Genomic DNA, 25,497 nt, shown 5'->3' on the forward strand with positions numbered 1-25,497 from the left:
GTCTGATGGGTTACACTTATCCACTTTGTTTGGAATGACGGGTAACCGCTATGTCTTTATATGAAAAGGATCAGGCGCTGAGCAACCTGACCCTGGGCAAACCCACAGCCTATCACGATCAATACGATCCCAGCCTGCTGCAGGCGGTGCCGCGCAGCCTGAACCGCACGCCGCTGGGGCTGATGCCCGATTCGCTGCCCTTCACGGGCGCGGATATCTGGACGCTTTACGAACTCTCCTGGCTCAACAGCAAGGGGGTGCCGCAGGTCGCGCTGGGCGAAGTGGTGCTGAACGCCACCAGCGAACATCTTATCGAGTCGAAGAGCTTTAAGCTCTACCTTAACAGCTTTAACCAGACGCGCTTCGCCGACTGGGGCGAAGTACGCCAGACGCTGGAGCGCGATCTCAGCGCCTGCGCGCAGGGCGACGTCAGCGTCGCGCTGTTTCGCCTGAGCGAAGTAGAGGGCCAGCCCATCGGTCAGTTTAGCGGTTACTGCATTGACGAGCAGGATATTGAGATCGCGGACTACAGCTTCAACGCCGACTACCTCGCCGATGCGGCAGGCAGCGAAGTGGTGGAAGAGACGCTGGTCAGCCATCTGCTGAAATCCAACTGCCTGATCACCAACCAGCCCGACTGGGGTTCGGTAATGATCCGCTACAAAGGCCCGCGCATCGACCGCGAAGCGCTGCTGCGCTACCTTATCTCTTTCCGCCAGCACAATGAGTTTCACGAGCAGTGCGTGGAGCGCATTTTCAACGACGTGCTGCGTTTTTGTCAGCCGCAGCAGCTTACGGTCTATGCGCGCTACACGCGCCGCGGCGGTCTGGATATTAACCCCTGGCGCAGCAACGTGCCCTTCACGCCGGGATATTCTCGTCTGGTGCGGCAGTAGCTTTGCGAGTCCTCTCGCAGCCTGCGCGTCAGGCGTTGCGTTCCCCTTGAGCATTCACGGTCGACAAGGCACTCTGGTGAAGGCGGCGATCGCCGGATCGCCGGCCAGGAATTTTCGCCACCGCAACAGCGGTGTCATTAGTCACCCAGGCGGGTGTAACGGAGTTCATTTGATTACGCATATCAGCCCTCTTGGCTCGATGGATCTGCTGTCTCAGCTGGAAGTGGACATGCTCAAGCGCACAGCGAGCAGCGATCTTTACCAGCTGTTTCGTAACTGCTCGCTCGCCGTGCTGAATTCTGGCAGCCAGACCGACAGCAGCCACGAACTGCTTTCCCGCTTTGAAAACTTCGATATTAACGTGCTGCGCCGCGAACGCGGCGTAAAGCTGGAACTGATCAATCCGCCGGAAGAGGCGTTTGTTGACGGACGCATTATCCGCTCGCTGCAGGCCAACCTGTTTGCCGTACTGCGCGATATCCTTTTCGTTAACGGCCAGCTGTCGATTGCCGGGATGCAGGAGGCGGCACCGGAAGATTCGGCGCATATCACTAACCAGGTTTTCTCTATACTGCGCAACGCGCGCGCGCTGCACGTCGGCGAGTATCCCAATACCGTTGTCTGCTGGGGCGGTCACTCGATCAACGCGGTGGAGTATCAATACTGCCGCAACGTCGGCACCCAGCTGGGCCTGCGCGAGCTGAATATCTGCACCGGCTGCGGGCCAGGCGTAATGGAAGCGCCGATGAAAGGCGCAGCGGTAGGCCATGCGCAGCAGCGCTACCGCGACAGCCGTTTTATCGGGCTGACCGAGCCGTCAATTATCGCCGCCGAGCCGCCTAACCCGCTGGTGAATGAACTCATCATCATGCCGGATATCGAAAAACGCCTGGAAGCCTTTGTGCGCATTGCACACGGTATCATTATCTTCCCGGGCGGCGTGGGCACAGCGGAGGAGCTGCTCTATCTGCTGGGCATTATGATGAATCCGCAGAACCATGAGCAGGTGCTGCCGCTTATCCTCACCGGGCCGCAGGAGAGCGCTGACTACTTCCACGTGCTCGACGACTTTATCGTCAATACCCTGGGCGAAGAGGCGCGCAAACACTACAAGATCGTCATCGATGATGCCGCCGAAGTGGCGCGCCTGATGAAAAAAGCGATGCCGCAGGTGAAAGAGTATCGTCGGGAAACCGGCGACGCCTACAGCTTCAACTGGTCGATCCGCATCTCGCCCGATCTGCAAAAGCCGTTTCTGCCGACGCATGAAAATATGGCCAATCTCAATCTCTATACCAACCAGCCGGCGGAGCAGCTGGCGGCTGACCTGCGACGCGCCTTCTCCGGCATCGTCGCCGGGAACGTGAAAGAGATCGGCATACGCGAAATCCGGGAAAAAGGGCCGTATAAGCTGCATGGCGAGCCGGACATTATGCGCCGCATGGATGAGCTGCTGCAGGGCTTTGTCGCCCAGCACCGCATGAAGCTGCCGGGCACCGCCTATATCCCCTGCTATGAGATCATTAAATAAAACGCAAGGAAGGCAGCTCATACGGGCTGCCGTTTAGCTTATGTCATTTCACCTTCTTATCGTAGACGCGCTCAACCTGATACGTCGTCTGCACGCAGTACAGGGATCGCCCTGCGTCGAGGGTTGCCTCGCGGCGCTGCGCCAGCTTCTGGGGCATACGCAGCCGACTCACGTCGTAGCGGTATTCGACAGCGAACAGCGCCATCAGGGCTGGCGTCATCAGCTGTTGCCGGATTATAAAAGCGGTAGACCACCGATGCCGGAAGATCTGCAGGCTGAACTGCCCGCGCTGCAGGAGGCGTTTCGCCGCGCGGGCGTCAGCTGCTGGATCGCCGAGGAAGACGAAGCGGACGATCTGGCGGCCACGCTGGCGGTAAAAATGGCGCAGGCGGGCCATCAGGCCACCATCGTCTCCACCGATAAAGGCTATTGCCAGCTGCTCGCGCCGCAGATTCGCATCCGCGACTACTTTCAGAAGCGCTGGCTGGATCTGCCCTTTATTGAAAACGAGTTCGGCGTTGCGCCGCAGCGTCTGCCCGATTACTGGGGGCTATGCGGCATCAGCAGCAGCAAAATTCCCGGCGTAGCGGGTATCGGCCCGAAAAGCGCAAAAACGCTGTTGCAGACGTTTGGGTCGCTGGATGATATCTATGCGCAGCTTGATAACGTACCGGAGAAATGGCGCGCGAAGCTGGCGGCTGGCCGCGAGTCGGCCTTAATCAGCCGACAGGTTGCGGTGCTGAAGCAGGATCTGGTGTTGCAGGGCAATCTGAAAACGCTGCGTTATGAAGGCCAGGCGGCGCAGCGCCCGGCCTGACGCTTAACGCTCGTCGCGGCGGCCAGGGATCGCGCCCCAGATGCGGCGAATATGCACCGTGACCTCTTCGCGGTCGTGATAAAGCTGGCGGGCGCGGATCTGGGCGTTAATGCCCTGCGCCTTCAGCGCCTCGTCGATCATCGCCAGGTTCTGCGTCACCTCTTCGTAGCGCTTTTTCATCGGCAGCTTGAGGTTGAAGATCGCCTCGCGGCACCAGCCGTTGACCAGCCATTCGGTCATCAGGTTGGCGACGCGCACCGGCTTCTCTACCATGTCGCACACCAGCCAGTCGTTGTTATTACGCGTCGGGCGAAACTTAAAGCCGTCTTCGCGGCAGTGCGTCACCTGTCCGGTATCCATCAGGCTCGGCGCCATCGGGCCGTTATCGACTGCGTAAACCCACATGCTGCGCTTCACCAGCTGATAGGTCCAGCCGCCGGGGCAGGCGCCGAGATCGACCGCGTGCATACCGCCCGCCAGGCGTTCATCCCACTCGTCGGCAGGGATAAAAACGTGGAACGCCTCTTCCAGCTTCAGCGTTGAGCGACTCGGCGCATCGGCCGGGAACTTCAGGCGTGGAATGCCCATATAGAACGGCGAGTTGTTGCCGACAAACGAGTAGCCAACGTAGCAGGCGCCGGGTGCAATAAAGAAGACATGCACCACCGGGCGCTTCGGGCTTTCGTAGTTGAGCAGGATACCCGCTTCGCGCAGGCTGGCACGCAGCGGCACGGTAAACTTGCGGCAAAACTTCGTCAGTTCTTTCGCTTCGTTGGTGTCCGGCACCTCAACGCGCAGCTCGCCGCCCTTCTCGACCACGCCGGTCAACATGCCGACAATCGGCGCAATGCGATCGTCCGGCGGCAGATCTTTCAGCAGCTCGCCGACCACCAGCATCTGACGGGCAAAAATCAGCGTATCGAAAGGGAGATCGCGCACCAGGCGATCGGCCTCTTCGTGCTGATAACATTCGAACAGTACGTAGCCGCTGTTCTCTTTAACCCGCGGGAAACCATAGATTTCACGCTCGGCGGCTCTGGCGGCGATTTCCGCCGCACACTCTTTTTCAAAACCGGGACGGCAATAGAGTAAAACTTTATTCATGGCGATCTGCCTTTCGTTTAAGACGCAGCGCGCCAATCAACATCAGAAACCAGCCGATCAGGAAACAAAACCCGCCGACCGGCGTAACAAAAACCCAAAACTTGAGATGCGACAGCGCCAGAGAGTAAAGGCTGCCGCTAAACAGCACGATGCCAAGGGCAAGAAAGGCGCTGCTCCAGTAAAACCAGAGATTGGCGCGGCGCAGCATCGCTGCTCCCAGGCCGATTACTGCCAGCGTGTGATACGCCTGATACTCCAGCCCAGTATGGATCCAGGCCATTTCGGCTGGCCCGAGCGAACGACTTAATACGTGGGCACCAAAAGCGCCAAAGGCCACCAGCAAAAACCCGCTGATGGCGGCAAAAATAAACATGGCACGACTGGACATCTGACTATCCTCAAGGTGCATCTGTACCTCACTGTACAGAAATCAATAAGTTAATGATCGTAGCGAAAGCGGAATTTTTCTTGTTCGCTGGCGGCTTTCGCGATGATCCACTGCCGAAAGGCGGCTATTTTACCCAGTTCTGCCTGGCTGTCATGACAAACCAGATAAAAAGCATTTTTACTGACCAGTACGTCGTTGAACGGACAGATCAGCCGGCCAGCTTCGATCTCGCTCTGCGCCATCACATTATTCGCCAGCGCTACGCCCTGGCCGTGAATCGCGGCCTGCAACACCATGGCGCTGTGGCTGAAAATCGGCCCCTGCTGGACATTAATATGCTGCAAGCCTAACTGGCGGATATAGGATTGCCAGTCGCGCCGCGAGGCGTCGTGCAGCAGGGTAAAACGCGACAGATCCATCGGCGTTTTCAACGGATTATCGCCGGTCATCAACGCGGGCGAACAGACCGGCAGCAAATATTCGGCATAAAGTTTTTCCACGCGTAGTCCTGGCCAGTTACCGCGACCGTAGAAGATCGCTACGTCAACATCGTCGGCCAGCTTCTCTTCATCACGGTCTACCGCCTGGATACGCACGTCAATGCCCGGATAAGCCATATTAAAGCTGGAGAGGCGCGGCACCAGCCACTGGATAGCGAAGCTGGGCAGCAGGCTGACGGTCAGGGCGCCCTTCGCGCTGCGCGCCTGTAACTTGCGCGTCGCATCATTAAGGGCAGTGAAAATTTCCTTGATATCGAGATAGTAGCTCTGGCCCTCCTCCGTCAGTAACAGCGAACGATTCCTGCGGCGAAACAGCTTAAGCCCGAGAAAATCTTCCAGCGATTTTATCTGATGGCTTACTGCGGCCTGGGTAACGAACAACTCTTCGGCGGCTTTGGTAAAGCTGAGATGGCGCGCCGCGGCGTCAAACACGCGGAGTGCATTAAGAGGAGGAAGGCGTTTCGACATGGTTTTCCGTGCTCGGATCAGGGGCAAAACACGTGCGCTTATAACAAGCATTCACATATTAGTTTTAGTAATCCGAGGCATTATAAATTGTCCGTTGAGGAAGCTCCAGCAAATACCTATAGTTGCCGCACTTCCTGAGCCGGAACGAAAAGATTTCAGGATTTGTGAGTGAGTTCGCAGACTTCCGGAAAACTTTTGGCTTGTGGTCGTGATGTTGTGTTTGCATTTTGATCTGACGATTGCAGATCAAACTTTTAATTCCTGTAGATTTACCCTGTCTGTCCATAGTGATTTTGAATAGCACCGCAAATTGCGGTGCTTTTTTTTGCCTGAAGCAGACGCCGGGCGCTTACTTCACTTCAACCATCTCTTTGACATCTGAACGGTTAATCTGCTGCTTGTTGCCGTTAGCGTCTTTATAGCTGATCATACCGGTATCGTTGTCTACTGAAGGCTTACCTGCGGAGACAATGGTGCGACCATCATTGGTATGCATGACATAATTGCTTGAACACGCGGCCAGAGTAAAAGCCATAGCACAGACAGCCAGCACTGCTGAAAGTTTTTTCATTTTCCATCTCCTTGTAGATTGATTGCATCAAACCACCCGCGTCAGCTGACCCTAGTCAAATCGACTAAAGAAGGTTGCTCATTGTACGGGTTTTGGTTTAAACCTTGCATTAATCAGCATAACGCGCTTTTACAGCTTTGCCAGGAGAGAGCCAGGCTTTTGCTCTGGTCCTGTTTATTTATAAGACGAGACAAAGCATGACCGCATTCAATCCCACCGCATTCCGCCAGCAGTTTCCGGCGCTGAACGATGCAGGTGTTTATCTCGACAGCGCCGCGACTACGCTCAAGCCTCAGGTAGTGATCGATACCACGCAACAGTTTTACAGCCTGAGCGCCGGCACAGTGCATCGCAGCCAGTACGGCGCGGCGCAACAGCTGACCGAGCGTTATGAGCAGGCGCGGCATCAGGTGGCACGCCTGCTGAATGCGGCGCACAGCCATCAGATTGTCTGGACGCGCGGCACCACGGAAGCGATTAACCTGGTCGCCAACAGCTGGCTGCTGCCGCGCCTGAAGGCGGGCGATGAGATCCTGGTGAGCGAGGCGGAGCATCACGCCAATCTGGTGCCCTGGCTGATGGCGGCCCAGGCGCGCGGCGCGAAGGTGGTGAAATGGCCCATCGGCGCGGATCGCCTGCCGGATATGACGCTGCTGCCGTCGCTGCTCAACGCGCGTACCCGGCTGCTGGCCATAGGTCAGATGTCCAACGTAACGGGCGGCTGCCCGGATCTGGCGCAGGCTATCGCGCTGGCGCACAGCGTGGGTGCGAAAGTGATGGTTGACGGCGCGCAGGGTGTGGCGCACTGCCCGCCCGACGTACAGGCGCTGGGGATCGATTTCTACGCCTTTTCCGCCCATAAGCTCTACGGCCCAACCGGCATCGGCGTGCTGTATGGCAAAGCCGAACTGCTGGAGGAGATGACGCCCTGGCAAGGCGGCGGCAAGATGCTCACTCAGGTGGATTTCAGCGGCTTTACGCCGCAGCCCGTTCCCTGGCGTTTCGAAGCGGGGACACCAAACGTCGCGGGCGTGGTGGGCCTGAGCGCCGCGCTCAGCTGGCTTGAGCAGCATGACCGGCTGAAAGCGGAGATGTGGAGCCAGCAGCTCGCCAGCCTGGCTGAAGAGCAGCTCAGCGAGTTTCCCGGTTTCCGCAGCTACCGCGTCGGGCGCTCAAGCGTGCTGGCGTTTGATTTCGAGGGCGTACACCACAGCGATATCGTGACGCTGCTGGCGGAACAGGGCATTGCGCTGCGCGCCGGCCAGCACTGCGCACAGCCGCTGATGGCGGCGCTTGGCGTGAGCGGCACGCTGCGCGTCTCTTTCGCGCCCTATAATAATTTGCAGGATGTAGATGCGCTGACTCGCGCCATCTACACCGCGCTCGACCTGTTGTCGGAGGAGGAAGTATGAGTCAGACCCTGGCTGGCCCGCACCCGTTTGGCGATCTGATCACCCTTGAGGGCCTGAAAGAGAAGTTCGCCCATTTTCAACAGTGGGAGGATCGCTATCGTCAGCTTATTCAGCTCAGCCGCCAGCTGCCTGCCTTGCCGGACGCGCTGAAAACCGCTGACATTGAGCTGACCGGCTGTGAAAACCGCGTCTGGCTCGGCAGCCAGCTGCGCCACGACGGCACGCTGCATTTTTACGGCGACAGCGAAGGCCGCATTGTACGTGGTCTGCTTGCGGTGCTGCTTACCGCCGTGGAAGGGAAAACGCCGCAGGCGCTGCTGGCAGAAGATCCGTTGCAGCTGTTTGATGAACTGGGCCTGCGCGCCCAGCTTAGCGCCTCACGCAGCAGCGGCCTGAAGGCACTGGCGGAGGCGGTACATCAGGCCGCGCACGCGGCGCAGCCCTGAGTTCCTACGCGGCCTGACGCGCCGCCCGCGCCAGATATTTCTTCAGCGCATGGGAAACGGCGACAAAGCCGAAGGTGGCGGTCACCATAGTGGCGGCGCCGAATCCCGATTCGCAATCCATCCTTTTCGGCCCTTCGGCGGTGCTGCGCGCGGCGCAGACGCTGCCGTCCGGCTGCGGATACATCAGCGCTTCGGTAGAGAAAACGCAGTCGATACCCAGCTTGCCTTTGCTGTTTTTCACCACGCCGAGCGCCTTCAGCCGCTCGCGCAGTTTGGCCGCCAGCGGATCCTGAATCGTCTTCGCCAGATCGGCGACCTGAATCTGCGTCGGATCGATCTGGCCGCCCGCGCCGCCGGTGGTGATCAGTGGGATCTTATTGCGGCGGCACCAGGCGATCAGCGCCGCTTTCGGACGCACGCTGTCGATCGCATCGATCACATAGTCATAGCCCGCCGCCATCAGTTCCGCCGTGTTATCCGGCGTAATAAAATCGTCGATGCAGATCACTTCGCAGTCGGGATTGATAGCGCGCAGGCGCTCAGCCATCACTTCGGTTTTCGCCTTACCGACGTTGCCGTTCAGCGCATGGATCTGACGATTGGTATTGGTGATACAGACATCATCCATATCGATCAGGGTAATTTTGCCAATGCCGGTGCGCACCAGCGCTTCCGCCGCCCAGGAACCGACGCCGCCGATACCAATAACGCAGAAGTGCGCCGCGGCGAAACGCGTCAGCGCTTCCTGCCCATAGAGACGTGCCGTACCGCCAAAACGCTGACGCCAGGCCTCGTTAACCACACTCATAATCAACCTTGTCACGTCATACGGGCCACACGGCCCGCAGAGAAATCAGTTTGAACCCAGTAACAGAGAGCCATTATCGCCGTTTTGCGGGTTGCTGAACAGCGGCTGTCCGGCGCCCGGCGCGGCTTTCAGTACCCAGACGCGGCCGTAGTGGTTGTAAAAGCCCGCCAGGTGCGCCGCATCAGGCCCGATGCCCTGATAGATATCAAAATGCTGGCCCTTAATCGCGCCGCCAACGTCCAGCGCCACCATCAGGCGCATCTCATATTTACCGTTGAACTTGCCCTTTTCATTTAGCTGCGGCACTTCCGCCAGCAGCGCGGTTCCCGCCGGGATCAGCGAGCGGTCCGACGCTACCGAGGCTTTCGCCACCAGCGGCACCGCGCTGGCGCCACGCACCGGCGTATAGGGTTCCGGCTTAAAGAAGACGAAAGACGGGTTCGTCTCCAGCAGCGCGCGCACCTCTTGCGGGGAGTGCGCTGCCGCCCAGTCGCGGATAGCCTGCATCGACATATCTTCGCGCTTAACTTCGCCGCGATCGATCAGCTCTTTGCCAATGCTGTGATAGGCCCAGCCGTTTTTGCCGCCGTAGCCGAAAAAGGTCATCGGGCGGCCGTCGCCGTAATCCACATAGCCGCTGCCCTGCACGTCCATAATAAAGTTATCGATTAGCGAGTTGCTCCAGCCGATAACATAGCGGTCGTCCAGCGCGCCGCTATAGATAGAGGCGCGGCTCGGCAGCTTCGCTCCGCGCTTGCGCGGCGGCATCCGGTAGATGGGATACTGGAATTCGCCCTGACGCGTGTAGCGCGCCTGCACAACCGGCGTGTAGTAGCCGGTAAACTGCACGTTGCCATAGTTATCGGTCCCCTCCATCTGGAAGGCGTTCAGACCGAACTGACGCAGCTGGCGCGTATCGGCACCGGCCATCAGCCAGTTCTCAATCGCGCTGTAGGTGCCGGTGTGGCGTCCATAGAGAGCCGAGGAGGCGTACTGTATCTGTCGTACCTGCTCGCCGAAGTCTCTGCCGTTTACCGGTCGGCCTTTGGCGTTGGGCTGATTGACCAGCGCCAGCGGCTGTTCCAGCTTGCCATCTTTATATTGCTGCCCGCGATCGGTTGGTTTTGAGCTACAACCCGCCAGCAGCGCAAACATTGCACCAGTAAGTACATACTTCGCCCAGTGTCCTTTATTCATCGCCGTCTCTTATTCATTAGTGTTCGTCGCCACGCGACGATAGCAAAGCGCCTGACAGATTGAAATCCGCTAGCTCTTTCCACGCGCGCAGCTGTGCGATAATTAGCCAGATGGAGAAAATATTCAGCAAACAGCAGTCAATTTGGCGCTTCGCGGCAAAAAGGGGTTGCATCATCAGCTCCGCGAGGTATAGTGCGCATCCACGGACGCGGGATGGAGCAGCCTGGTAGCTCGTCGGGCTCATAACCCGAAGGTCGTCGGTTCAAATCCGGCTCCCGCAACCAACTCTTCTGATGAAGAGACAATGTGAAAAGTCGCAATGCGCACTACGGACGCGGGATGGAGCAGCCTGGTAGCTCGTCGGGCTCATAACCCGAAGGTCGTCGGTTCAAATCCGGCTCCCGCAACCAACTCTTTTAACGAAGAGCCAAAGTAGCAAGACGCAAAGCGCAAGACGGACGCGGGGTGGAGCAGCCTGGTAGCTCGTCGGGCTCATAACCCGAAGGTCGTCGGTTCAAATCCGGCCCCCGCAACCAATCATTTAAGCACCTGAAAGGGTGCTTTTTTGTTTTTGTGCTTTATGAAAACGGGACAGCATGCGCTATCCCCCTCTTCTTTAACGACGCGCCAGCGCCCCGCCATTATCAAAATAGGCTTTTATCCCGTGAAAAATCGCCTCGGCAACCTGCTGCTGATAACGGCTGGTGCGTAGCTTTCGCTCCTCTTCCACATTGCTGATAAAGGCGGTCTCCACCAGAATTGACGGGATATCCGGCGCCTTCAGTACCGCGAAGCCAGCCTGATCGACGGTACGCTTATGCAGATGGTTGATGCGCCCCATACGATGCAGCACCTCTTTGCCAAACTTCAGGCTGTCGTGAATGGTCTGCCGCTGCACCATATCGAACATGGTGTGGTCGAGGTAGCGATCGCCGCTTTTGCTGACGCCGCCAATGAGATCCGATTCGTTTTGCGTCTGCGCCAGGAAACGCGCTGCCGCCGAGGTCGCCCCTTTGGTCGAGAGCGCGAACACCGAAGAGCCACGCGCGCTGCGGCTGGTAAAGGCGTCGGCGTGGATAGAGACAAAGAGATCGGCGCGCTGCTTGCGCGCTTTCGCCACCCGAACCCGCAACGGAATAAACACATCCTCGTTGCGCGTCATATAGGCCTTCATATTCGGCTCTTTGTCGATCAGCGCTTTTAGCCGTCGGCCAATCTTCAGCACGATATCTTTTTCGCGCGTCTTGTATTTGCCATGCGCGCCGGGATCTTCGCCGCCGTGGCCGGGATCGATCATGATGATCATCGGCCTGTCGCGCCCCGCCTTACCAGGCAGCGGCGCGGTCGCCGGTTCATTGCGTTCCAGATCGCCCTGGTTGTAATCCTTAAGCAGCGCCAGCAGCGGATCGTCAACCGAGGTGTCCTGGCTGGGATAAAGATCTACCACCAGCCGGTGTTTGATCCCAGCCACCGGCGCCAGAGTGAAGGTTTTTGGCGCGACGTTGCGCTTTAGCTCCAGCACGATACGCACAGTACTGGCGTCGAACTGCCCTACCCGCGCATTTTTGATAAAGGGATCGTTAACGCGTACCAGCTTATCGACGCCTTTCAGCACCGGGTTGAGGTGCATATCTTTAATATCGATTACCAGCCGATCCGGATGCGTAAGCGCAAACTGCTTATAGTGAAGCGGCACGCTGGATTCCAGCGTCATGCGCGAGTAGGTCGAGGAGGGCCAGATACGTACCGCGACAATATGATTTTTCGCTGCCAGGCCTGCGCGGCTGACACTCAGCAGCAATAATGCGCCTGTACCCTGCAAGAGCCTTCTGCGGGAAATAAGAGGATTTGATTCTGACATGCCGCCCCAGCTGCTCTGTTCTGTCTAAAAAAGCGCCACTTCAATAAACGGCGGTAAAAACTTTAGCCCATACCTTTGGCCAAGTCATCCTGGAAAAGCTAAATAATGCAGCCTCTTAGCGTCTGACGCACCCGAAAAAACGTAAATTTACGTCAGGTTTAATCCTTGCAAAAGTGGCGCTGAAAGAATAAAAATACAGAAATTACGAATAATCATTCATTGAGGTTTGCCGTGAAGGAACGTAGTACTGAGCTGGTTCAGGGTTTTCGCCACACCGTTCCCTATATCAATGCCCATCGGGACAAGACCTTTGTCATCATGCTGGGCGGCGAAGCGATCGAGCACGAAAATTTCTCCAGTATCGTCAACGATATTGGTTTACTGCACAGCCTCGGGATACGTCTGGTGGTGGTGTATGGCGCGCGTCCGCAGATTGACGCCAGCCTGGCGGAGCATCAGCTGGAGCCGGTTTACCACAAGCACACCCGCGTCACCGATGCGCAATCGCTGGAGCTGGTGAAGCAGGCGGCGGGACGGTTACAGCTCGATATTACGGCGCGGCTTTCAATGAGCCTTAACAACACGCCGCTGCAGGGTGCGCATATCAATGTCGTCAGCGGCAACTTTATTATTGCGCAGCCGCTGGGTGTGGATGACGGCGTGGATTACTGCCATAGCGGGCGTATTCGCCGCATCGACGAAGAGGCGATCCATCGGCAGCTGGATAACAATGCAATCGTGCTGCTCGGCCCGGTGGCGGTTTCCGTTACTGGCGAGAGCTTTAACCTGACGTCGGAAGAGGTCGCCACCCAGCTGGCGATCAAGCTGAAGGCGGAAAAAATGATTGGTTTCTGCTCCGAGCAGGGGGTGACCAGCCGCGACGGCGCGATTATCTCTGAACTCTTCCCGAATGACGCGCAGGCGCGCATCGAGGAGATGGAGAGCGACGGCGACTATCTGTCCGGCACTGTACGTTTCCTGCGCGGCGCGGTAAAAGCCTGCCGGAGCGGCGTGCGCCGCAGCCATCTCATCAGCTATCAGGAAGATGGCGCGCTGTTGCAGGAACTCTTTTCACGCGACGGTATTGGCACGCAGATCGTTATGGAGTCGAGCGAGCAGATCCGCCGCGCCACTATTAACGATATCGGCGGCATTCTGGAGCTGATCCGCCCGCTGGAGCAGCAGGGTATTCTGGTGCGTCGCTCGCGCGAGCAGCTGGAGATGGAGATCGACAAGTTCACCATTATCATCCGCGACAACCTGACTATCGCCTGTGCAGCGCTCTACCCCTTTATGGATGAGAAAATTGGCGAAATGGCCTGCGTGGCGGTGCATCCAGACTATCGCAGCTCCTCACGCGGCGAGATGCTGCTGCAGCGCGTTGCGCTTCAGGCGCGACAAATGGGGCTGGAGAAGCTGTTTGTTCTGACGACGCGCAGCATTCACTGGTTTCAGGAGCGCGGCTTTACGCCGGTGGATATTGAGTCGCTGCCGGAGAGTAAAAAGCAGATGTATAACTACCAGCGGCGCTCTAAGGTGCTAATGGCGGATCTGACCTGATTCAGGCCAGCCACTGTACTCTCGCCTTTTCAGGCGGCGCCAAATCCTGAAGCGTGGGCGGCATGGGCCGTGGAGCAAAGCGTCCCGCGCCAGGGAAGGCGCGGGCCGAGCGGGCAAGGATGCGAAAGCGACTTTGCGTAACGGCCCATGTCGCTCGCGCCAGCGCCTGATGCGTCCTTTTAAACCAGACTAAGCCTTTCCACCAGCCCGCTGCGGCGCTGAGTTTGCAGCTGCACCGCGCGCTGAAACACCGCAGGCTCGCTGTAGAGCGTCAGCCGCTTGCGCGCGCGGGTAATCGCGGTATAAACCAGCTCGCGCGTCAAGACTGGCGAAAACTGAGCGGGCATCACCAGCGCGGTATGTTCGAACTCCGACCCCTGCGACTTATGCACCGTCATCGCCCAGGCGGTATCGTGCGGCGGCAGGCGGCTCGGCTGTACCGCCTTCACCGAACCATCCGGCAGCGGGAAAAAGACCTTCAGCTGATTCTCTGCATCGCGCAGGGTAATGCCGATATCGCCGTTGAAAAGCCCCAGCGCGCTGTCGTTTCGCGTCACCATCACTGGCCGTCCCGCATACCAGCGGCTGCCAACTGCCGGACGGCGGATACGCTGCAGCTGAACCAGACGCTGCTCGATGCGCTGATTCAATCCCTGAACGCCAAAGGGCCCGTCGCGCAAAGCGCAAAGCAGCTGATAGCGGCTGAACGCCTGCAGGATCTCCTCAACCGGCGCGCGCGCCTGCACTAATTTCAGGTAGGGACGGTAGCCCTCCGCTACGGCATCAAGCATGGCCTGATAGGCTTCGCCACTCTGCAGCGCCTGAAAATCGATATCCTCAAAGGCGGCGTTAATCACCGCCTCGACCTCACGCGCATCGCCGAGATTGACCGCGCGCGCCAGCTGACCAATGCCCGATTTCGCGTCGAAACGGTAACTTTTGCGCAGCAAACAGATACTGTCACGCACGTCGGGCGCGCGCGCGTCATCCGCACCGTCGAGCGCACACTGCGTCAGCGCCACCAACTGCTGCGCGCGCGACAGGCTGTAGCCCGTTTCAGCGCAGCGACAGATATCGCCCAGTACCGCGCCCGCTTCCACCGACGCCAGCTGATCGCGATCGCCAAGGAAAATCACGCGCGCATGGTCGGGCAGCGCCGCGATCAGCTTCGCCATCATCGAGAGATCGACCATAGAGGCTTCGTCCACCACCAGCACATCGAGATGAAGCCGGTTCGAGGCGTGATAGCGCAGCCGCTGCGTATCGGGCTGCGCGCCCAGCAGGCGATGCAGCGTTGTGGCTTCGCTGGGAAAACGCGCCCGTTCCTCGTCGCTTACCGACAGCGCCTGCAGCGCCTGACCGAGCGATTCGGTAAGGCGCGCCGCCGCTTTACCGGTCGGCGCCGCCAGTTGAATACGCAGGCTGCTGCGGCTCAGGCGGATCATCGCCGCCAGCAGCTTCGCCACGGTGGTGGTTTTGCCCGTCCCGGGGCCGCCGGATATCACCGCCGTTTTGCGCGTCAGCGCTACGGCGGCGGCAATTTTTTGCCAGTCATCGGGACGATCGCCGAACAGCGTGCTCAGCACGTTCTGCGCCGCGGCGATATCCATCTCCGCCATCTCCGCCTGTCGGGTGAAAAAGCGCGCCACCTGGCCTTCGCTTTGCCACAGGCGATGCAGATAGAGCCGCTCATGATTGAGCACCAGCGGCGTGGCGATGCCGCCATCGCTCAGCGCCGGCCAGCCCGATAGCGCCGTTTTCCAGCATGGCGGCGCGCCCGCTGCGCGCCATAAAGCCTGCGCCAGTTCGGGGTGACGTCCGGCAAACAGCGTCTCTGGGGTCAGATGCGCCAGCGGCAGGCAGACATGGCCGTCGCCCGCTTCGGCGCTGACGCAGGCGGCCGCCAGCAGCCATGCAGGCTGTGAGGCGTCGGCCAGCAGCCGCGCGAACTGGAGATCGAGCGACCGCAGCAGACGTTTCTCTACCGCCTGATCGAGCAATGACACTATCTCCGTCATACTTCCTCCTCTTTCGGGCGACGAAACAGCGCGTCCAGCCCGTCGACGAATGCCGCCGACGGCCGCGCGGTAAAGATGCCGTTTTCTGGCGAACTGTCATCGACGCCGCGCAAAAACAGATAAAACACGCCGCCAAAGTGGCGCTGATAATCATAACCGGGCAGACGATGCTGCAGATAGCGATGCAGCGCCAGCGTATAGAGCTGGTATTGCAAGTCGTAGCGGTGATCCACCATCGCCTGCGCCATCGCCTCTGGGGTATAGGCCGCTTCGCTGTCGCCTAGCCAGTTGGATTTATAATCCAGCAGATAATATTGACCGTTCCAGCGAAATACCAGATCGATAAAGCCTTTCAGCATGCCTTGCACCTGATGAAACTCCAGACGCGGCGCGCGCGCCGACAGCGCATCGTGCTGGCGCATCAGCGCATCCAGCTCCGCTGCGTTAAGCATGCGCTCCAGCGGCAGATAAAAAGCCATCTCCACCAGCCGGTCATGGTTTTGCAGCGCGCCCAGCGTCAGCCCGTCGCGATTAAGCGGCGTATGCAGCACGCGCGCGATCCACGCCTCCAGCACCGGCAGCCAGTGCGGGGGGTAGCCGTTCTGTTCCAGTTGCGTCTCCAGCAGCGTCCGATCCGGCGGCCGGGTAAAATCGAGCGATTCAAACAGGCCGTGCAAAAAGGTGCCCGGCGCCGCGCCGCGTGGAAAGTGATGCGGCGTCAGCACGTTCTCCGCTTCGCCGCCCTCTTCGCCAGCCGCGTCGATATCGAAAGTGGGCATCGCTTCCAGCAGCGGCGAGCTGTTGTGCTGCTGTAAACCTGAGTAGCTGGTGACGCGCCAGGCGTCACGTAGGTCGCGCGTGACCTGACGGCTGCTGAGCGCATCGTCGGGCGGTGCCTGCTCGCGCCAGTTTTCGCCGGGGATCAGATCGTCGCTCACTACCTCGGTATCACCATCCGCCAGCGTCGCCAGGCAGGTGCGCAGACGGTCGGCGTCGCCGCTCTCTCCCTGCTGCACCAGATAGCCCAGCGCGCTTTTGTGCAGATCGCTGTCGCCCTCTTTTTTGCGCGCGCCTTTAAACAGCGGCGCAATGCCGACGCTGCAGTGGTACACCGAACGCGTCAGGGCGACGTAAAGCAGGCGCAAATCTTCCGCCAGTCGCTCCTGCTCCGCCAGCTCCATGCTCTGCTCGTCGCCCTGCACGTCGAGCAGCGTCGCGAAGCTCTCCCGGTCGTGATAGAGCGCGCTGGCTGCCTCGCGAAAGCCAGCGGCGAAAGGCAGCCACACCAGCGGGTACTGTAATCCTTTGGATTTATGGATGGTAACGATCTGTACCAGATGGCGATCGCTCTCCAGGCGCAGCTGCTGATCCGCCGACTGGCTATTGGGCCGGGCGATCTGCTGGGCGAGAAAGCGCACCAGTGCATGGGGACTGTCGAGCTGCGTCGAGGCCTCTTGCAACAGCTCGCCAAGGTGCATCAGATCGGTGAGCCTGCGCTCGCCGTTCTCCGAGGCCAGCATATTTTCCGCCAGCTGCCGCTGATTCATCACGTCGCGCAGCATTGGCAGCACGCCGCGCTGGTGCCATAGCTGCTGCCAGCCGGCGAACTGCTCTACCAGCGCATCCCATTCGCGCTCGTTCTGGCTCAGCGTATCCAGCGAGGCGGCGTCGATAGCGAAAATCGAGGTGGCGAGCGCGCTGCGCAGCAGACGCTCCTGCTCCGGCGCCTGTATCGCCTGCAACAGCCACAGCAGCTCACGCGCCTCGGGAGTGGTATAGACGCTGTCGCGGTTGGAGAGGTAAACCGATGGAATCGACAGGCCGTTCAGCGCGTCACGAACCAGGCCTGCTTCGTTGCGGCTGCGCACCAGTACGGTAATATCGGACGCCTGAACCGGCCGCAGGTTATCGCCCTTGCCCAGCAACGCGCGCCCCTGCTGTCCGGCCACCAGCCAGCGGCTGATATCGGCGGCGCACTGCTGCGCCATAAATTGCTGATAGTCGCTTACGCCCACGCCGTCGCCGGGCTGCAGCCAGAAACGCAGCGCCGCCTGCGGCTGCGCATCTTTCAACAGCGTCAGATGCTGATTCGGCTCGGCAGGATTAACCGGCAGAAAAGGGATAGCTGAAAAGAGAAACGGCGAATCCATGCGGGCGAAGAGGCGGTTTACGCTCTGCACCATTCCCGGCGACGATCGCCAGTTGGTATCAAGCGTGTAGTGGGCGCTGACCTCGCTGCGCGCGCGCAGATAGGTAAAAATATCGGCGCCGCGGAAGGCGTAAATAGCCTGTTTGGGATCGCCGATCAGCAGCAGCGCCAGCTCAGGCTGATTAAGATAGAGCGTGCGGAAAATACGGTACTGTTGCGGATCGGTATCCTGAAATTCATCGATCAGCGCCACCGGAAAACGGGTGCGGATAGTGTCGGCCAGCAGCGTGCCGCCCGGCTGCTGCAGCGCCTCGTCAAGCCGGCTCAGCAGATCGTCGAAGCCGAGCAGCGCGCGCAGGCGCTTCTCTTTGCGCACCGCGTCGCGCACTTCCACCAGCGCGCGGGCGATAACCAGGTCACGTAGCGACAGCGGCTCAGCGAGAAAGGCCTCTACCGCCTGAAACAGCGGATGCTGCGGCGGCTCGCCTTTTTTGGTTTTTTCCAGCAGCACGCGCTGGGCGAAACGCTCCAGCTCTTTAGGAAAGAGATAGTCCACCGTTTCGCTGTTGGCCCACTGGGTGATCTTCGCCACCCAGAGCGGCAGATATTTGCTGCTGTAGCTGCGCTTATCAACGCCGGACTGGCTGACGATGCCTTCAACTTCGTCGCTTACCGCCTGCCACTGCTGCTTCATGGCGCTGATGCGCGCCAGGTTGGCGGCGTGGCGCGTCGCAAGGGTTTCATCGTCGGCAGGTGGACGCTTCAGGCGCGGCGACTCGCCCTGCAGCCAGGGCCGCAGCGTCGTCAGCAGGCTTTCGGGTCCGTTCCACTCAGCGATAATGGCGCGCGCCACCTCCAGCGTCAGCGGATAGCAGTGGCGTCGCCAGAAGTCCGCCGTCGCCTGTTTAAACAGCGCCGCCTCATCCTCTATCAGCTCTTGCTCGAACAGCATGCCGGACTCAAAGGCGTTCAGGTTAAGCATGCGCTGGCAGAAGCCGTGAATAGTGAATATCGCCGCCTCGTCCATCTGACGCTCCGCCGCCAGCAGCAGCGAAGCGGCCTGTGAGAGATCGTCAATCTGGCCCAGCAGCTGCGCCAGCATCGGATTACTGCTGGCGCCGCGCACGCAGGCCAGCCGCAGCTCATGAATATTTTCGCGGATGCGTCCGCGCAGTTCAGCGGTGGCGGCCTCGGTAAAGGTCACCACCAGAATTTCTTCGACCGACAGCGGGCGGCTGTAACTGTTTTCGCCGCCCAACCCCAACAGCAGGCGCAAATAGAGCACGCCGATAGTAAAGGTTTTGCCGGTTCCCGCCGAAGCCTCGATCAGACGCTCGCCGCGCAGCGGCAGCGTCAGAGGATTCAGCGACTCAGGGTAACTCATTGCGTCTCACTCTTAACCGGTAGCGACTGCTGCAGTTTCGCCACCTCATTCCAGGTTTTCCATCCGGGCAGCCGCGCAAAGGCGACTTTTTCCGCGCTGTTGCCCGCAATCTGCGACGTCATCGCCATGCCCTCTTTTTTCATCACGGCACGGTGGAAGAAGTCCGCCAGTTCGCCCGGCGTCAGCTGCTGGATCGCTTCTATAACTTTCTGTCGGGTATCGAAGGCGTAATTCTGGCGATCGAAATCCCGGCTGTAGCGCGACGCCTCTTCATCCAGGGTTTGCGGCCGCTGCTTCAGCTGATTAATCATTGCCTGCTGATACTGGGCGAAGTCGCTCTGCGGCATGGCGCGCAGCCGTTTTTCCGCCTGCGGATAAAAAGCCTGATAGCGCTGCAGCAGGTAAGCGGGCTGCTTGCTGTTGCTTTGCAGCAGGAAGCCGATGCCCCACTGGCGGCCGACCGGCATCTGGAAAGCGAATACCGCATAGCCCAACTGCTCCTCGGTGCGCAGCTGATTGTAGAACCAGGGCTGCACGATCTGACTCAGCATAGAGCTGTTCGCCATGCTCTGATATTCGCCGTAGCCGAGCGGCACATAGAGCGCCGCCAGCGCCGAATCGGTGCTGCTGCCGGTTTTTTGCAGGTTGGCTTTCACGGGCTTAGCGAAGGAAACATAGTTGTTGCGCCAGAGCTGCGTACCCTGGGTCTGCATCTGCTGCTTCAGCTCGCGGCCAAGCTGCGTCACGCTGTCGGCGCTGAGATTGCCGACCGCCAGCAGTTCAGGCGTCGCATGATGGATCAGATTGTCGCGATACGCCACTACCTCGTCGAGCCCGATCGCTTTGACCAGCGCGCGGCGCGTCTCGCGCTGCGTATAGGGCAGCTGCGACAGCATCTGCATCGGCTGGATAGCCATCTCAAACGCTTTGCCTTTGTCCGCCGCGTCCAGCTGATCCAGATACCAGGATTTCGCCTGCTCCAGCTGCTGCGCCGTCGGCTGGAACGTGGCATAGCCTTCGACCAGTTTTTTCAGCAGCGTCGGCAACCGCTGGGTAAAGCCGCTGGCGGTGAACACCAGCCCGTCATTTTCACTGGTAGAGAAGCTGATGCCGCCGACCGAGGCCTGCGAGTTAAGCTCATCCAGCGCCAGGCTGGAGAGATAATCGTTCAGGCCGAACAGCACCTGCTGGCGCGCGTCGCTGATGGCGTGCTGATTGCGCAGCGCCAGCATCACCGAGGCTTTCGGCTCGCTGGCGTAAAACTGGCTGGGCATCCAGTAGATGGGCATGCCGAAGTCATTGGCCAGCGAAACCGGATGGGTATAGCTTTTGCCGTCCTGCGTGATCAGGGTGAAATCGTCAGGAATATAGGGGTTCAGCGTCGGCATTGAGAGCTGGATATGGCTGGCGCGCTGTCGCCAGTCGGCGAAGGTCTGCTCGCTGATACGATCGACCTGATAGGGCGCATTAACAAAGTAGGCCACTTTGTTGTGCGGCTCCTGCGGGCTGATATACCAGATGCGCGCATGCTGCGGCGTCATCTCATCAAGGCGCGCCTTAATGGCGGCGGCGTCGTAGTCATCGGCCAGATAAGGCGCATCCAGCGTATGCTCAACCGGCACGCGCAGCATGGTGTCCGCCAGCCATTCAATGTAATCCATATCGCGCGTCAGCGAGGGATAACGAAAATCGAGCGCCAGCACGTGGGAGACTTCGTCAAAGTAGCGCTTGTCGATGCCCTGCTCGCGCAGCATGGCGATATAGCTGAAGATCGCCGCCACCACTTCATCGCGCTGCGCCAGACCTTTATCGGTGAGCGAGGCGGTAATAGCGAAGACGCCGCTGCTGCGTTCGCTCATCGGGTCGGCGCCGGCATTGACGCCGTCGGCCAGCCCCTGCTTTTGCAGCCAGTCGACCAGGGTATTTTTGCTGCGGTTGCCGATCAGATAGCCGATCAGCGTATCGGTTTTGCTGCGGAAGCGATCGCTGTTATTCGCAATGCGGAACTCAATCTTGAGCTGCTTGCGCGGCTGTGCCGGGACATAGTGGATCACGATGCCCTGCTGCGCCTCGGTAACCACAGGCGCCTCGATAGCCGGAACCGCCGCATCGTGATTCGCGATGCGGCCAAAGGTGTTGGCGGCGATCTGCGCCATCTCCGGCAAGGGTTTGTTGCTGTAGAGCACCGCTTTCATCAGGTTGGCGGAGTAATGGGTATGGTAGAACGCCGACAGCGCATCCAGCAGCTTGCTGTCCGGCTTATCTTTCAGCGTATCGAGATTGCCGCCAGAAAAGCGCGAGCCGGGATGCGCCGGATTCAGCGTCTCCGCGCCGACCTGCGCCATACGCAAGCCGTCGCGCGAGCGCGCCATCGTCAGCTCGGCGTTGACGGCGTTACGTTCGCGATCGGCGTTAACCGGATCGAGCAACGGCGCAGCCAGCGCGTCCGCCATGCGGTCCACCGCCGGTTCCAGCGCATCGTTTTCCACCTCCAGGTAGAACGCGGTGCGGTAAGAAGCGGTGCTGGCGTTGTGGCTGCCGCCATGCTTTTTCAGGAACTCCGCCAGGTTATCCGGCTGCGGATAGCGCTGCGAACCCATCAGCACCATATGCTCCAGAAAGTGCGCCAGTCCGAGCTGTTGATCCGGATCATCCAGCGAGCCGATCGGCAGCGTCAGCGCCGCCAGCGATTTTGGCGCCTGCGCGTCGGAGACCAGCAGTACGGTCAGGCCGTTGTCGAGCCTGATAGCCTGATACTGGCGCGGATCTTTTTCGCTTTTGCGAATGGCTTCATTAACCGGCGTCCAGCCCGTCGCGGCCTGTGCCAGCGAGGCGCAGGTCGCCAGGCTCAACATTAGCGCCGCTATCCAGCGAGCGTATCTACGCATGTAAACCCCTTCTGTTACCCTTGAAACTGCGCTGCCGGGCAGGCGCAGCCGAAAATGGTTCAAACTGACGTGACCTTTTTATCGGGCGTCGACGCGTCAGAGCTCGTCGCGCCGCTTGCTATTCATCATCCAGGTGGGCCTGCAATACCGGCAGATACCAGCGTTGCGCGGCCTCGGTGATCTGCGCTATCTGCGCCTCGTTCAGGACGCGGCACAGTCGTTGCAGGTAGGGATCGCCGCCCTCACCTTCCTGCTGATAACCGCCTGTCCAGGCCTGCAGCAGCCGATTGCGCGCCTTGACCTGGGTGGCTTCATCCAGCAGCAACTGCTGCGTTTTTTTGTCGTAGCTTGCCGTCAGCCAGGCGCCGCCGCTCTTGTTCAGCAGCAGCAGCGGTTGCGACATGCCTTGCTTATAACCCTGCATATAGCGCGTCAGCATCGCCTCGGCCTCTGGCTGCGGCACCGCCGCAAAGCGCCAGCGGCTGTTTTCTCTGCCCATCATGCGGCTTTCGCCGCTGCCGCCCAGCGCGCAATAAATCAGGTGCTCCAGCCAGAGCAGCAGGCCGTCGTTCATATTAAGCACGCCGGGACGCCAGCGCAGCAGACCGTCGTGCTGTACCTGCGTCAGCCAGCCGGTCAGCGTAACGCCGTCAAGCGGCAGATTCACCTCCCAGCTCTCGCCCTCGCTGCGCTGCTCAATGACCGCCGCCGCTACTTCCTGCATCTCCTCCTGCTGCGCCTGCCAGAAGAGTTCGCCGAACGCGCCGTAAGGCAGATTGCCCGCCGCGCGATGCAGGGCGTACAGTCGCTGCGTATCTTCGCCCTCCACCAGCGCGTTCAGCAGCTCGGCGTTGATCTGGTACCGCTCCAGACTGTCGAGCGCGAAAGGCTCATTGTCTGACAGCTCCGTCTCCTCCAGCCAGAAGGTGACGCCGAGCCGCTGATGAAACCAGGCGCGCACCGGATGACGCCAGAAGCGCAGGAACTGTTCGCAGGAGACGGACTCCATCTCCGACAGCGGCAACGGCTGGACAAAGTCGGGCTGCGCCTCGCCTTTTCCCTGCGCGGCGGGCAGCCATTCGCGCGCAAAGCTGTGGCATCGTGACTGCGGCTGAAAATTTTCCGCGGCGAACGGCATACGGCTGTGCAGATGCTGAATATGCTGCTGTACGCGCTGCGCGCTCTCATCCAGCTCTTTTGCCTCATCGCCGGGCAGACAGAAGCTCTGGCCAATGTAATCCAGCAGCTCTGTGACCAGCACAGAAGGATAGCGTTCCGTATTATCCTGAATTGCGCGACCGATATAGCTGATATAGAGCCGATCCTGTGCCGAAAGCAGCGCTTCAAGAAACAGATAACGATCGTCGTCGCGTCGGCTGCGATCGCCTTTGCGCGTCTGTTGCTGCATCAGGTCAAAGCCCGGCGCCGGCAGCGTGCGGGGATAAACGCCGTCGTTCATGCCAAGCAGACAGACCACGCGGAAGGGGATCGAGCGCATCGGCATCAGCGTGCAGAAGTTAATCTGTCCGGCGAGGAAGCGCTGGCTGATGCGCTGCTGATCGAGACGCGCGCGCAGATCGTCGCGCAGCAGCGTCACCGGGATAGCGGCCTGATAGCGCGCGGCCTGCCCATATTCGATCAGCTGCTTCCACTGCTCCTCTACCAGCAGCAGCGCCGCGTCCGCTTCGGCGTCGCCGTGAAAGAAGTCATTAATCATCTCCCGACAGAGCGGCAGCCACCCCTCCAGCGGTCGGGATTCGCTGAGACGCGCGCGCCAGTGGTTCAGACGCATCAGCAGCTCCGCCAGATGACCGGCCAGCTCGCCGACTAATCCGCTCGATTCGTCATAGGGCAAAATGCCCTGCCAGTCGCCGTGATGGCTCTCCATCGCATAGCCCAGCAGCATACGCTCCAGGCCGAAGCGCCAGGTATGCTGGCCGGTGACCGGCAGCGCCAGCGCTTCGGCGCTGTCGTCGTCCAGCCCCCAGCGTACGCCGGATTCATCTACCCAGCGGCGCAGCAGGCGCAGGCCGCTCTCATCTACGGAGAACCGGTTCGCCAGCGCCGGAACCTCCAGCAGCGCCAGCACATCTTCCGCCGCAAAGCGGCTGTCCGGCAGCGCCAGCAGGCTCAGAAAGGCGAAGATAGCCGGATGCGCCTGGCTGGCGCGACGATCGGAGATAGAGAACGGCAGATAGCGATCGGCGGGCGCATTGGCGAAGACCGCCTGGATAAAGGGCGCGTAGCTGTCGATATCGGCGACCATCACAATGATATCGCGCGGCTTGAGTGAGGGATCTGCTTCCATCATCGCCAGCAGGTGATCCTGCAGCACCTCCACTTCGCGCTGCGCGCTGTGGCAGATCTGCACGCTAATCGAGCGATCGTCGGGATCGAGCGGACGCTTGTTGCCGCTCCAGGCCAGCTCCTCCGCATTCAGCCCCAGCACCGCGTTGTCCTGCAGATTCAGCAGATCGTGCTGCATCGCGTGCAGCAGATTGTCCTCTTCCACCTCGACAAAGGCATCGACGTCATCCGCCTCGTCCATCTGGCTGAGCAGAAACAGGTTGTCGCGGCCCAGCTTGCCCCAGGAGGCGAGCAGCGGATTGCTGAGCTGCTGTTCGCCTTCGGCGTTGAAACGCGCCGGCGCCTCAAGCGGATCGCTGAAGAGATCGCGCGACTCATCGCTGTCGAGGCGACGGCGCTGGCGGCTCTGCAGCTTCGCGAGGAAGGCATAATCCTGAATATCACCCCAGTAATCGCGGCAGGGATTGGTGAACAGCAGATGAATATCAATATGGCGGCCCAGCGCCTGAAGCGCCTGTAAATAGACCGGCGGCAAGGCGGAGATGCCGCAGATAAACACGCGCTTCGGCAGGCCAGAGGGGGGCCGCTCCGCCCGCTCCAGCGTCTGGATAAAGCGCGCGTAGAGGTTGGCGCGATGCCATTTTGGCTGTCCCAGCGCTTCGGTGTAGGCCACCAGGTCGCGCCAGAGCGCCGACTGCCACAGCTGCGCGTCGCCTAACCCTTCGACCAGCTCACCCTGCTCCCAGCGGTTCAGCCAGTCGGCTCGATAGACCAGATACTGGTCAAAGAGATCGGCGACGCGAGAGCAGAGCTGGAAGAGTTTGCGCTTATCGCTGTCGTCGTGCAAATAGTGGCGCAGCGAGACAAACGCCTCCTGCGTCAGCAGCTCAGGCAAGCGATGCATCAGTTTCCAGCTCATGCTGGCTTTGGTAAAAGCGCTCTCGGCAGGAATGTCTGGCAGCACGCGCACGAACATATCCCAGATAAAAGAGGCGGGCAGCGGAAATTCAATATTGGCGGCGATACCGAAGGTTTGCGCCAGTTCCATCTGCAGCCACTGCGCCATGCCGGGACTCTGCACAAGCACAGTTTCGGCGGAAAAAGGATCGCTGAGGGGGTCATGTTCTATCACCGCTGCCGCGAGAATCTTCAGAACATCGAGCTGGTTTGAGTGATAAACGTGAAACATGAA

General features: G+C 59.9%; 17 protein-coding genes and 3 tRNA genes. 9 read left to right on the forward strand and 11 right to left on the reverse strand.

Annotated features, from left to right (window positions below; translation table 11 throughout):
- Positions 1-50 precede the first annotated feature (50 nt).
- The 3 genes from queF to xni all read left to right on the forward strand — a co-directional run bounded on the left by queF (position 51) and on the right by xni (position 3,244).
- Positions 51-896 (forward strand): NADPH-dependent 7-cyano-7-deazaguanine reductase QueF, encoded by an 846-nt coding sequence (gene queF, locus MHZ89_RS05735; protein ID WP_311782178.1) that lies wholly within the window; start codon positions 51-53, stop codon positions 894-896.
- Between the two features lie 169 nt (positions 897-1,065).
- A complete protein-coding gene (gene ppnN / locus MHZ89_RS05740) occupies positions 1,066-2,427 on the forward strand; it encodes a nucleotide 5'-monophosphate nucleosidase PpnN (RefSeq protein WP_311782179.1) in 1,362 nt (453 codons plus the stop codon).
- A gap of 40 nt (positions 2,428-2,467) precedes the next feature.
- Positions 2,468-3,244: a flap endonuclease Xni gene (gene xni, locus MHZ89_RS05745; RefSeq protein WP_311782180.1), complete on the forward strand. Its 777-nt coding sequence runs from the start codon at positions 2,468-2,470 to the stop codon at positions 3,242-3,244.
- A 3-nt stretch (positions 3,245-3,247) separates the two neighbouring features.
- Here xni and rlmM read toward each other — a convergent pair whose 3' ends face one another.
- The 4 genes from rlmM to MHZ89_RS05765 form a co-directional block, all read right to left on the reverse strand.
- Positions 3,248-4,348 carry a 23S rRNA (cytidine(2498)-2'-O)-methyltransferase RlmM gene (gene rlmM / locus MHZ89_RS05750; RefSeq protein ID WP_120451176.1) on the reverse strand — a complete coding sequence of 367 codons (1,101 nt, stop codon included), beginning with the start codon at positions 4,346-4,348 and terminating at the stop codon, positions 3,248-3,250.
- Positions 4,341-4,736, reverse strand: a complete 396-nt coding sequence (locus tag MHZ89_RS05755) for a DUF423 domain-containing protein (protein ID WP_120451175.1) — start codon at positions 4,734-4,736, stop codon at positions 4,341-4,343. The genes rlmM and MHZ89_RS05755 overlap by 8 nt, the downstream gene beginning before the upstream one ends.
- Positions 4,737-4,786: 50 nt before the next feature.
- Positions 4,787-5,704: a transcriptional regulator GcvA gene (locus tag MHZ89_RS05760; RefSeq protein WP_033752825.1), complete on the reverse strand. Its 918-nt coding sequence runs from the start codon at positions 5,702-5,704 to the stop codon at positions 4,787-4,789.
- Between the two features lie 349 nt (positions 5,705-6,053).
- Complete coding sequence (locus MHZ89_RS05765) at positions 6,054-6,275, reverse strand: YgdI/YgdR family lipoprotein (RefSeq protein ID WP_311782181.1); 222 nt, start codon at positions 6,273-6,275, stop codon at positions 6,054-6,056.
- A 197-nt stretch (positions 6,276-6,472) separates the two neighbouring features.
- Between MHZ89_RS05765 and csdA the strand changes: the two genes are divergently transcribed.
- Both csdA and csdE read left to right on the forward strand, forming a co-directional pair.
- A complete protein-coding gene (gene csdA, locus MHZ89_RS05770) occupies positions 6,473-7,687 on the forward strand; it encodes a cysteine desulfurase CsdA (protein ID WP_311782182.1) in 1,215 nt (404 codons plus the stop codon).
- Positions 7,684-8,133, forward strand: coding sequence for a cysteine desulfurase sulfur acceptor subunit CsdE (csdE, locus tag MHZ89_RS05775; protein ID WP_311782183.1), 450 nt, complete (start codon positions 7,684-7,686; stop codon positions 8,131-8,133). Before csdA ends, csdE begins: the two co-directional genes overlap by 4 nt.
- A 4-nt stretch (positions 8,134-8,137) precedes the next feature.
- Here csdE and tcdA read toward each other — a convergent pair whose 3' ends face one another.
- Both tcdA and mltA read right to left on the reverse strand, forming a co-directional pair.
- Positions 8,138-8,941, reverse strand: a complete 804-nt coding sequence (gene tcdA, locus MHZ89_RS05780) for a tRNA cyclic N6-threonylcarbamoyladenosine(37) synthase TcdA (RefSeq protein WP_311782184.1) — start codon at positions 8,939-8,941, stop codon at positions 8,138-8,140.
- A 45-nt stretch (positions 8,942-8,986) separates the two neighbouring features.
- A complete protein-coding gene (gene mltA, locus MHZ89_RS05785) occupies positions 8,987-10,138 on the reverse strand; it encodes a murein transglycosylase A (protein WP_120451169.1) in 1,152 nt (383 codons plus the stop codon).
- Between the two features lie 207 nt (positions 10,139-10,345).
- Here mltA and MHZ89_RS05790 point away from each other — a divergent pair.
- From MHZ89_RS05790 to MHZ89_RS05800, 3 genes are all read left to right on the forward strand, one after another.
- Positions 10,346-10,422, forward strand: a tRNA-Met gene (locus MHZ89_RS05790).
- A gap of 49 nt (positions 10,423-10,471) precedes the next feature.
- Positions 10,472-10,548: transfer RNA gene (locus tag MHZ89_RS05795), tRNA-Met, on the forward strand.
- 49 nt (positions 10,549-10,597) lie between these two features.
- A tRNA-Met gene (locus MHZ89_RS05800) sits at positions 10,598-10,674 on the forward strand.
- Between the two features lie 80 nt (positions 10,675-10,754).
- Here MHZ89_RS05800 and amiC read toward each other — a convergent pair.
- Entirely contained in the window at positions 10,755-11,999 is a 1,245-nt protein-coding gene (gene amiC, locus MHZ89_RS05805; RefSeq protein ID WP_311782185.1) for an N-acetylmuramoyl-L-alanine amidase AmiC, read from the reverse strand.
- Positions 12,000-12,230: 231 nt separating this feature from the next.
- Here amiC and argA point away from each other — a divergent pair, with 231 nt between their 5' ends.
- Entirely contained in the window at positions 12,231-13,559 is a 1,329-nt protein-coding gene (gene argA / locus MHZ89_RS05810; RefSeq protein ID WP_311782186.1) for an amino-acid N-acetyltransferase, read from the forward strand.
- A 179-nt stretch (positions 13,560-13,738) separates the two neighbouring features.
- Here the strand turns inward: argA and recD are convergent, their stop codons facing one another.
- The 4 genes from recD to recC all read right to left on the reverse strand — a co-directional run bounded on the left by recD (position 13,739) and on the right by recC (position 25,494).
- Positions 13,739-15,577, reverse strand: a complete 1,839-nt coding sequence (recD, locus tag MHZ89_RS05815; RefSeq protein WP_311782187.1) for an exodeoxyribonuclease V subunit alpha — start codon at positions 15,575-15,577, stop codon at positions 13,739-13,741.
- Positions 15,574-19,110, reverse strand: a complete 3,537-nt coding sequence (gene recB / locus MHZ89_RS05820; protein WP_311782188.1) for an exodeoxyribonuclease V subunit beta — start codon at positions 19,108-19,110, stop codon at positions 15,574-15,576. The genes recD and recB overlap by 4 nt, the downstream gene beginning before the upstream one ends.
- The gene (ptrA, locus tag MHZ89_RS05825) at positions 19,107-21,998 is read right to left on the reverse strand and encodes a pitrilysin (protein WP_311782189.1); all 2,892 of its coding nucleotides are present in this window, start codon (positions 21,996-21,998) and stop codon (positions 19,107-19,109) included. The genes recB and ptrA overlap by 4 nt, the downstream gene beginning before the upstream one ends.
- A 118-nt stretch (positions 21,999-22,116) precedes the next feature.
- Positions 22,117-25,494 (reverse strand): exodeoxyribonuclease V subunit gamma, encoded by a 3,378-nt coding sequence (gene recC, locus MHZ89_RS05830; RefSeq protein WP_311782190.1) that lies wholly within the window; start codon positions 25,492-25,494, stop codon positions 22,117-22,119.
- Between the last annotated feature and the right edge of the window lie 3 nt (positions 25,495-25,497).

Source organism: Pantoea sp. ACRSB (assembly GCF_022346905.1).
In the GTDB taxonomy this organism is placed as follows: domain Bacteria; phylum Pseudomonadota; class Gammaproteobacteria; order Enterobacterales; family Enterobacteriaceae; genus Pantoea; species Pantoea piersonii.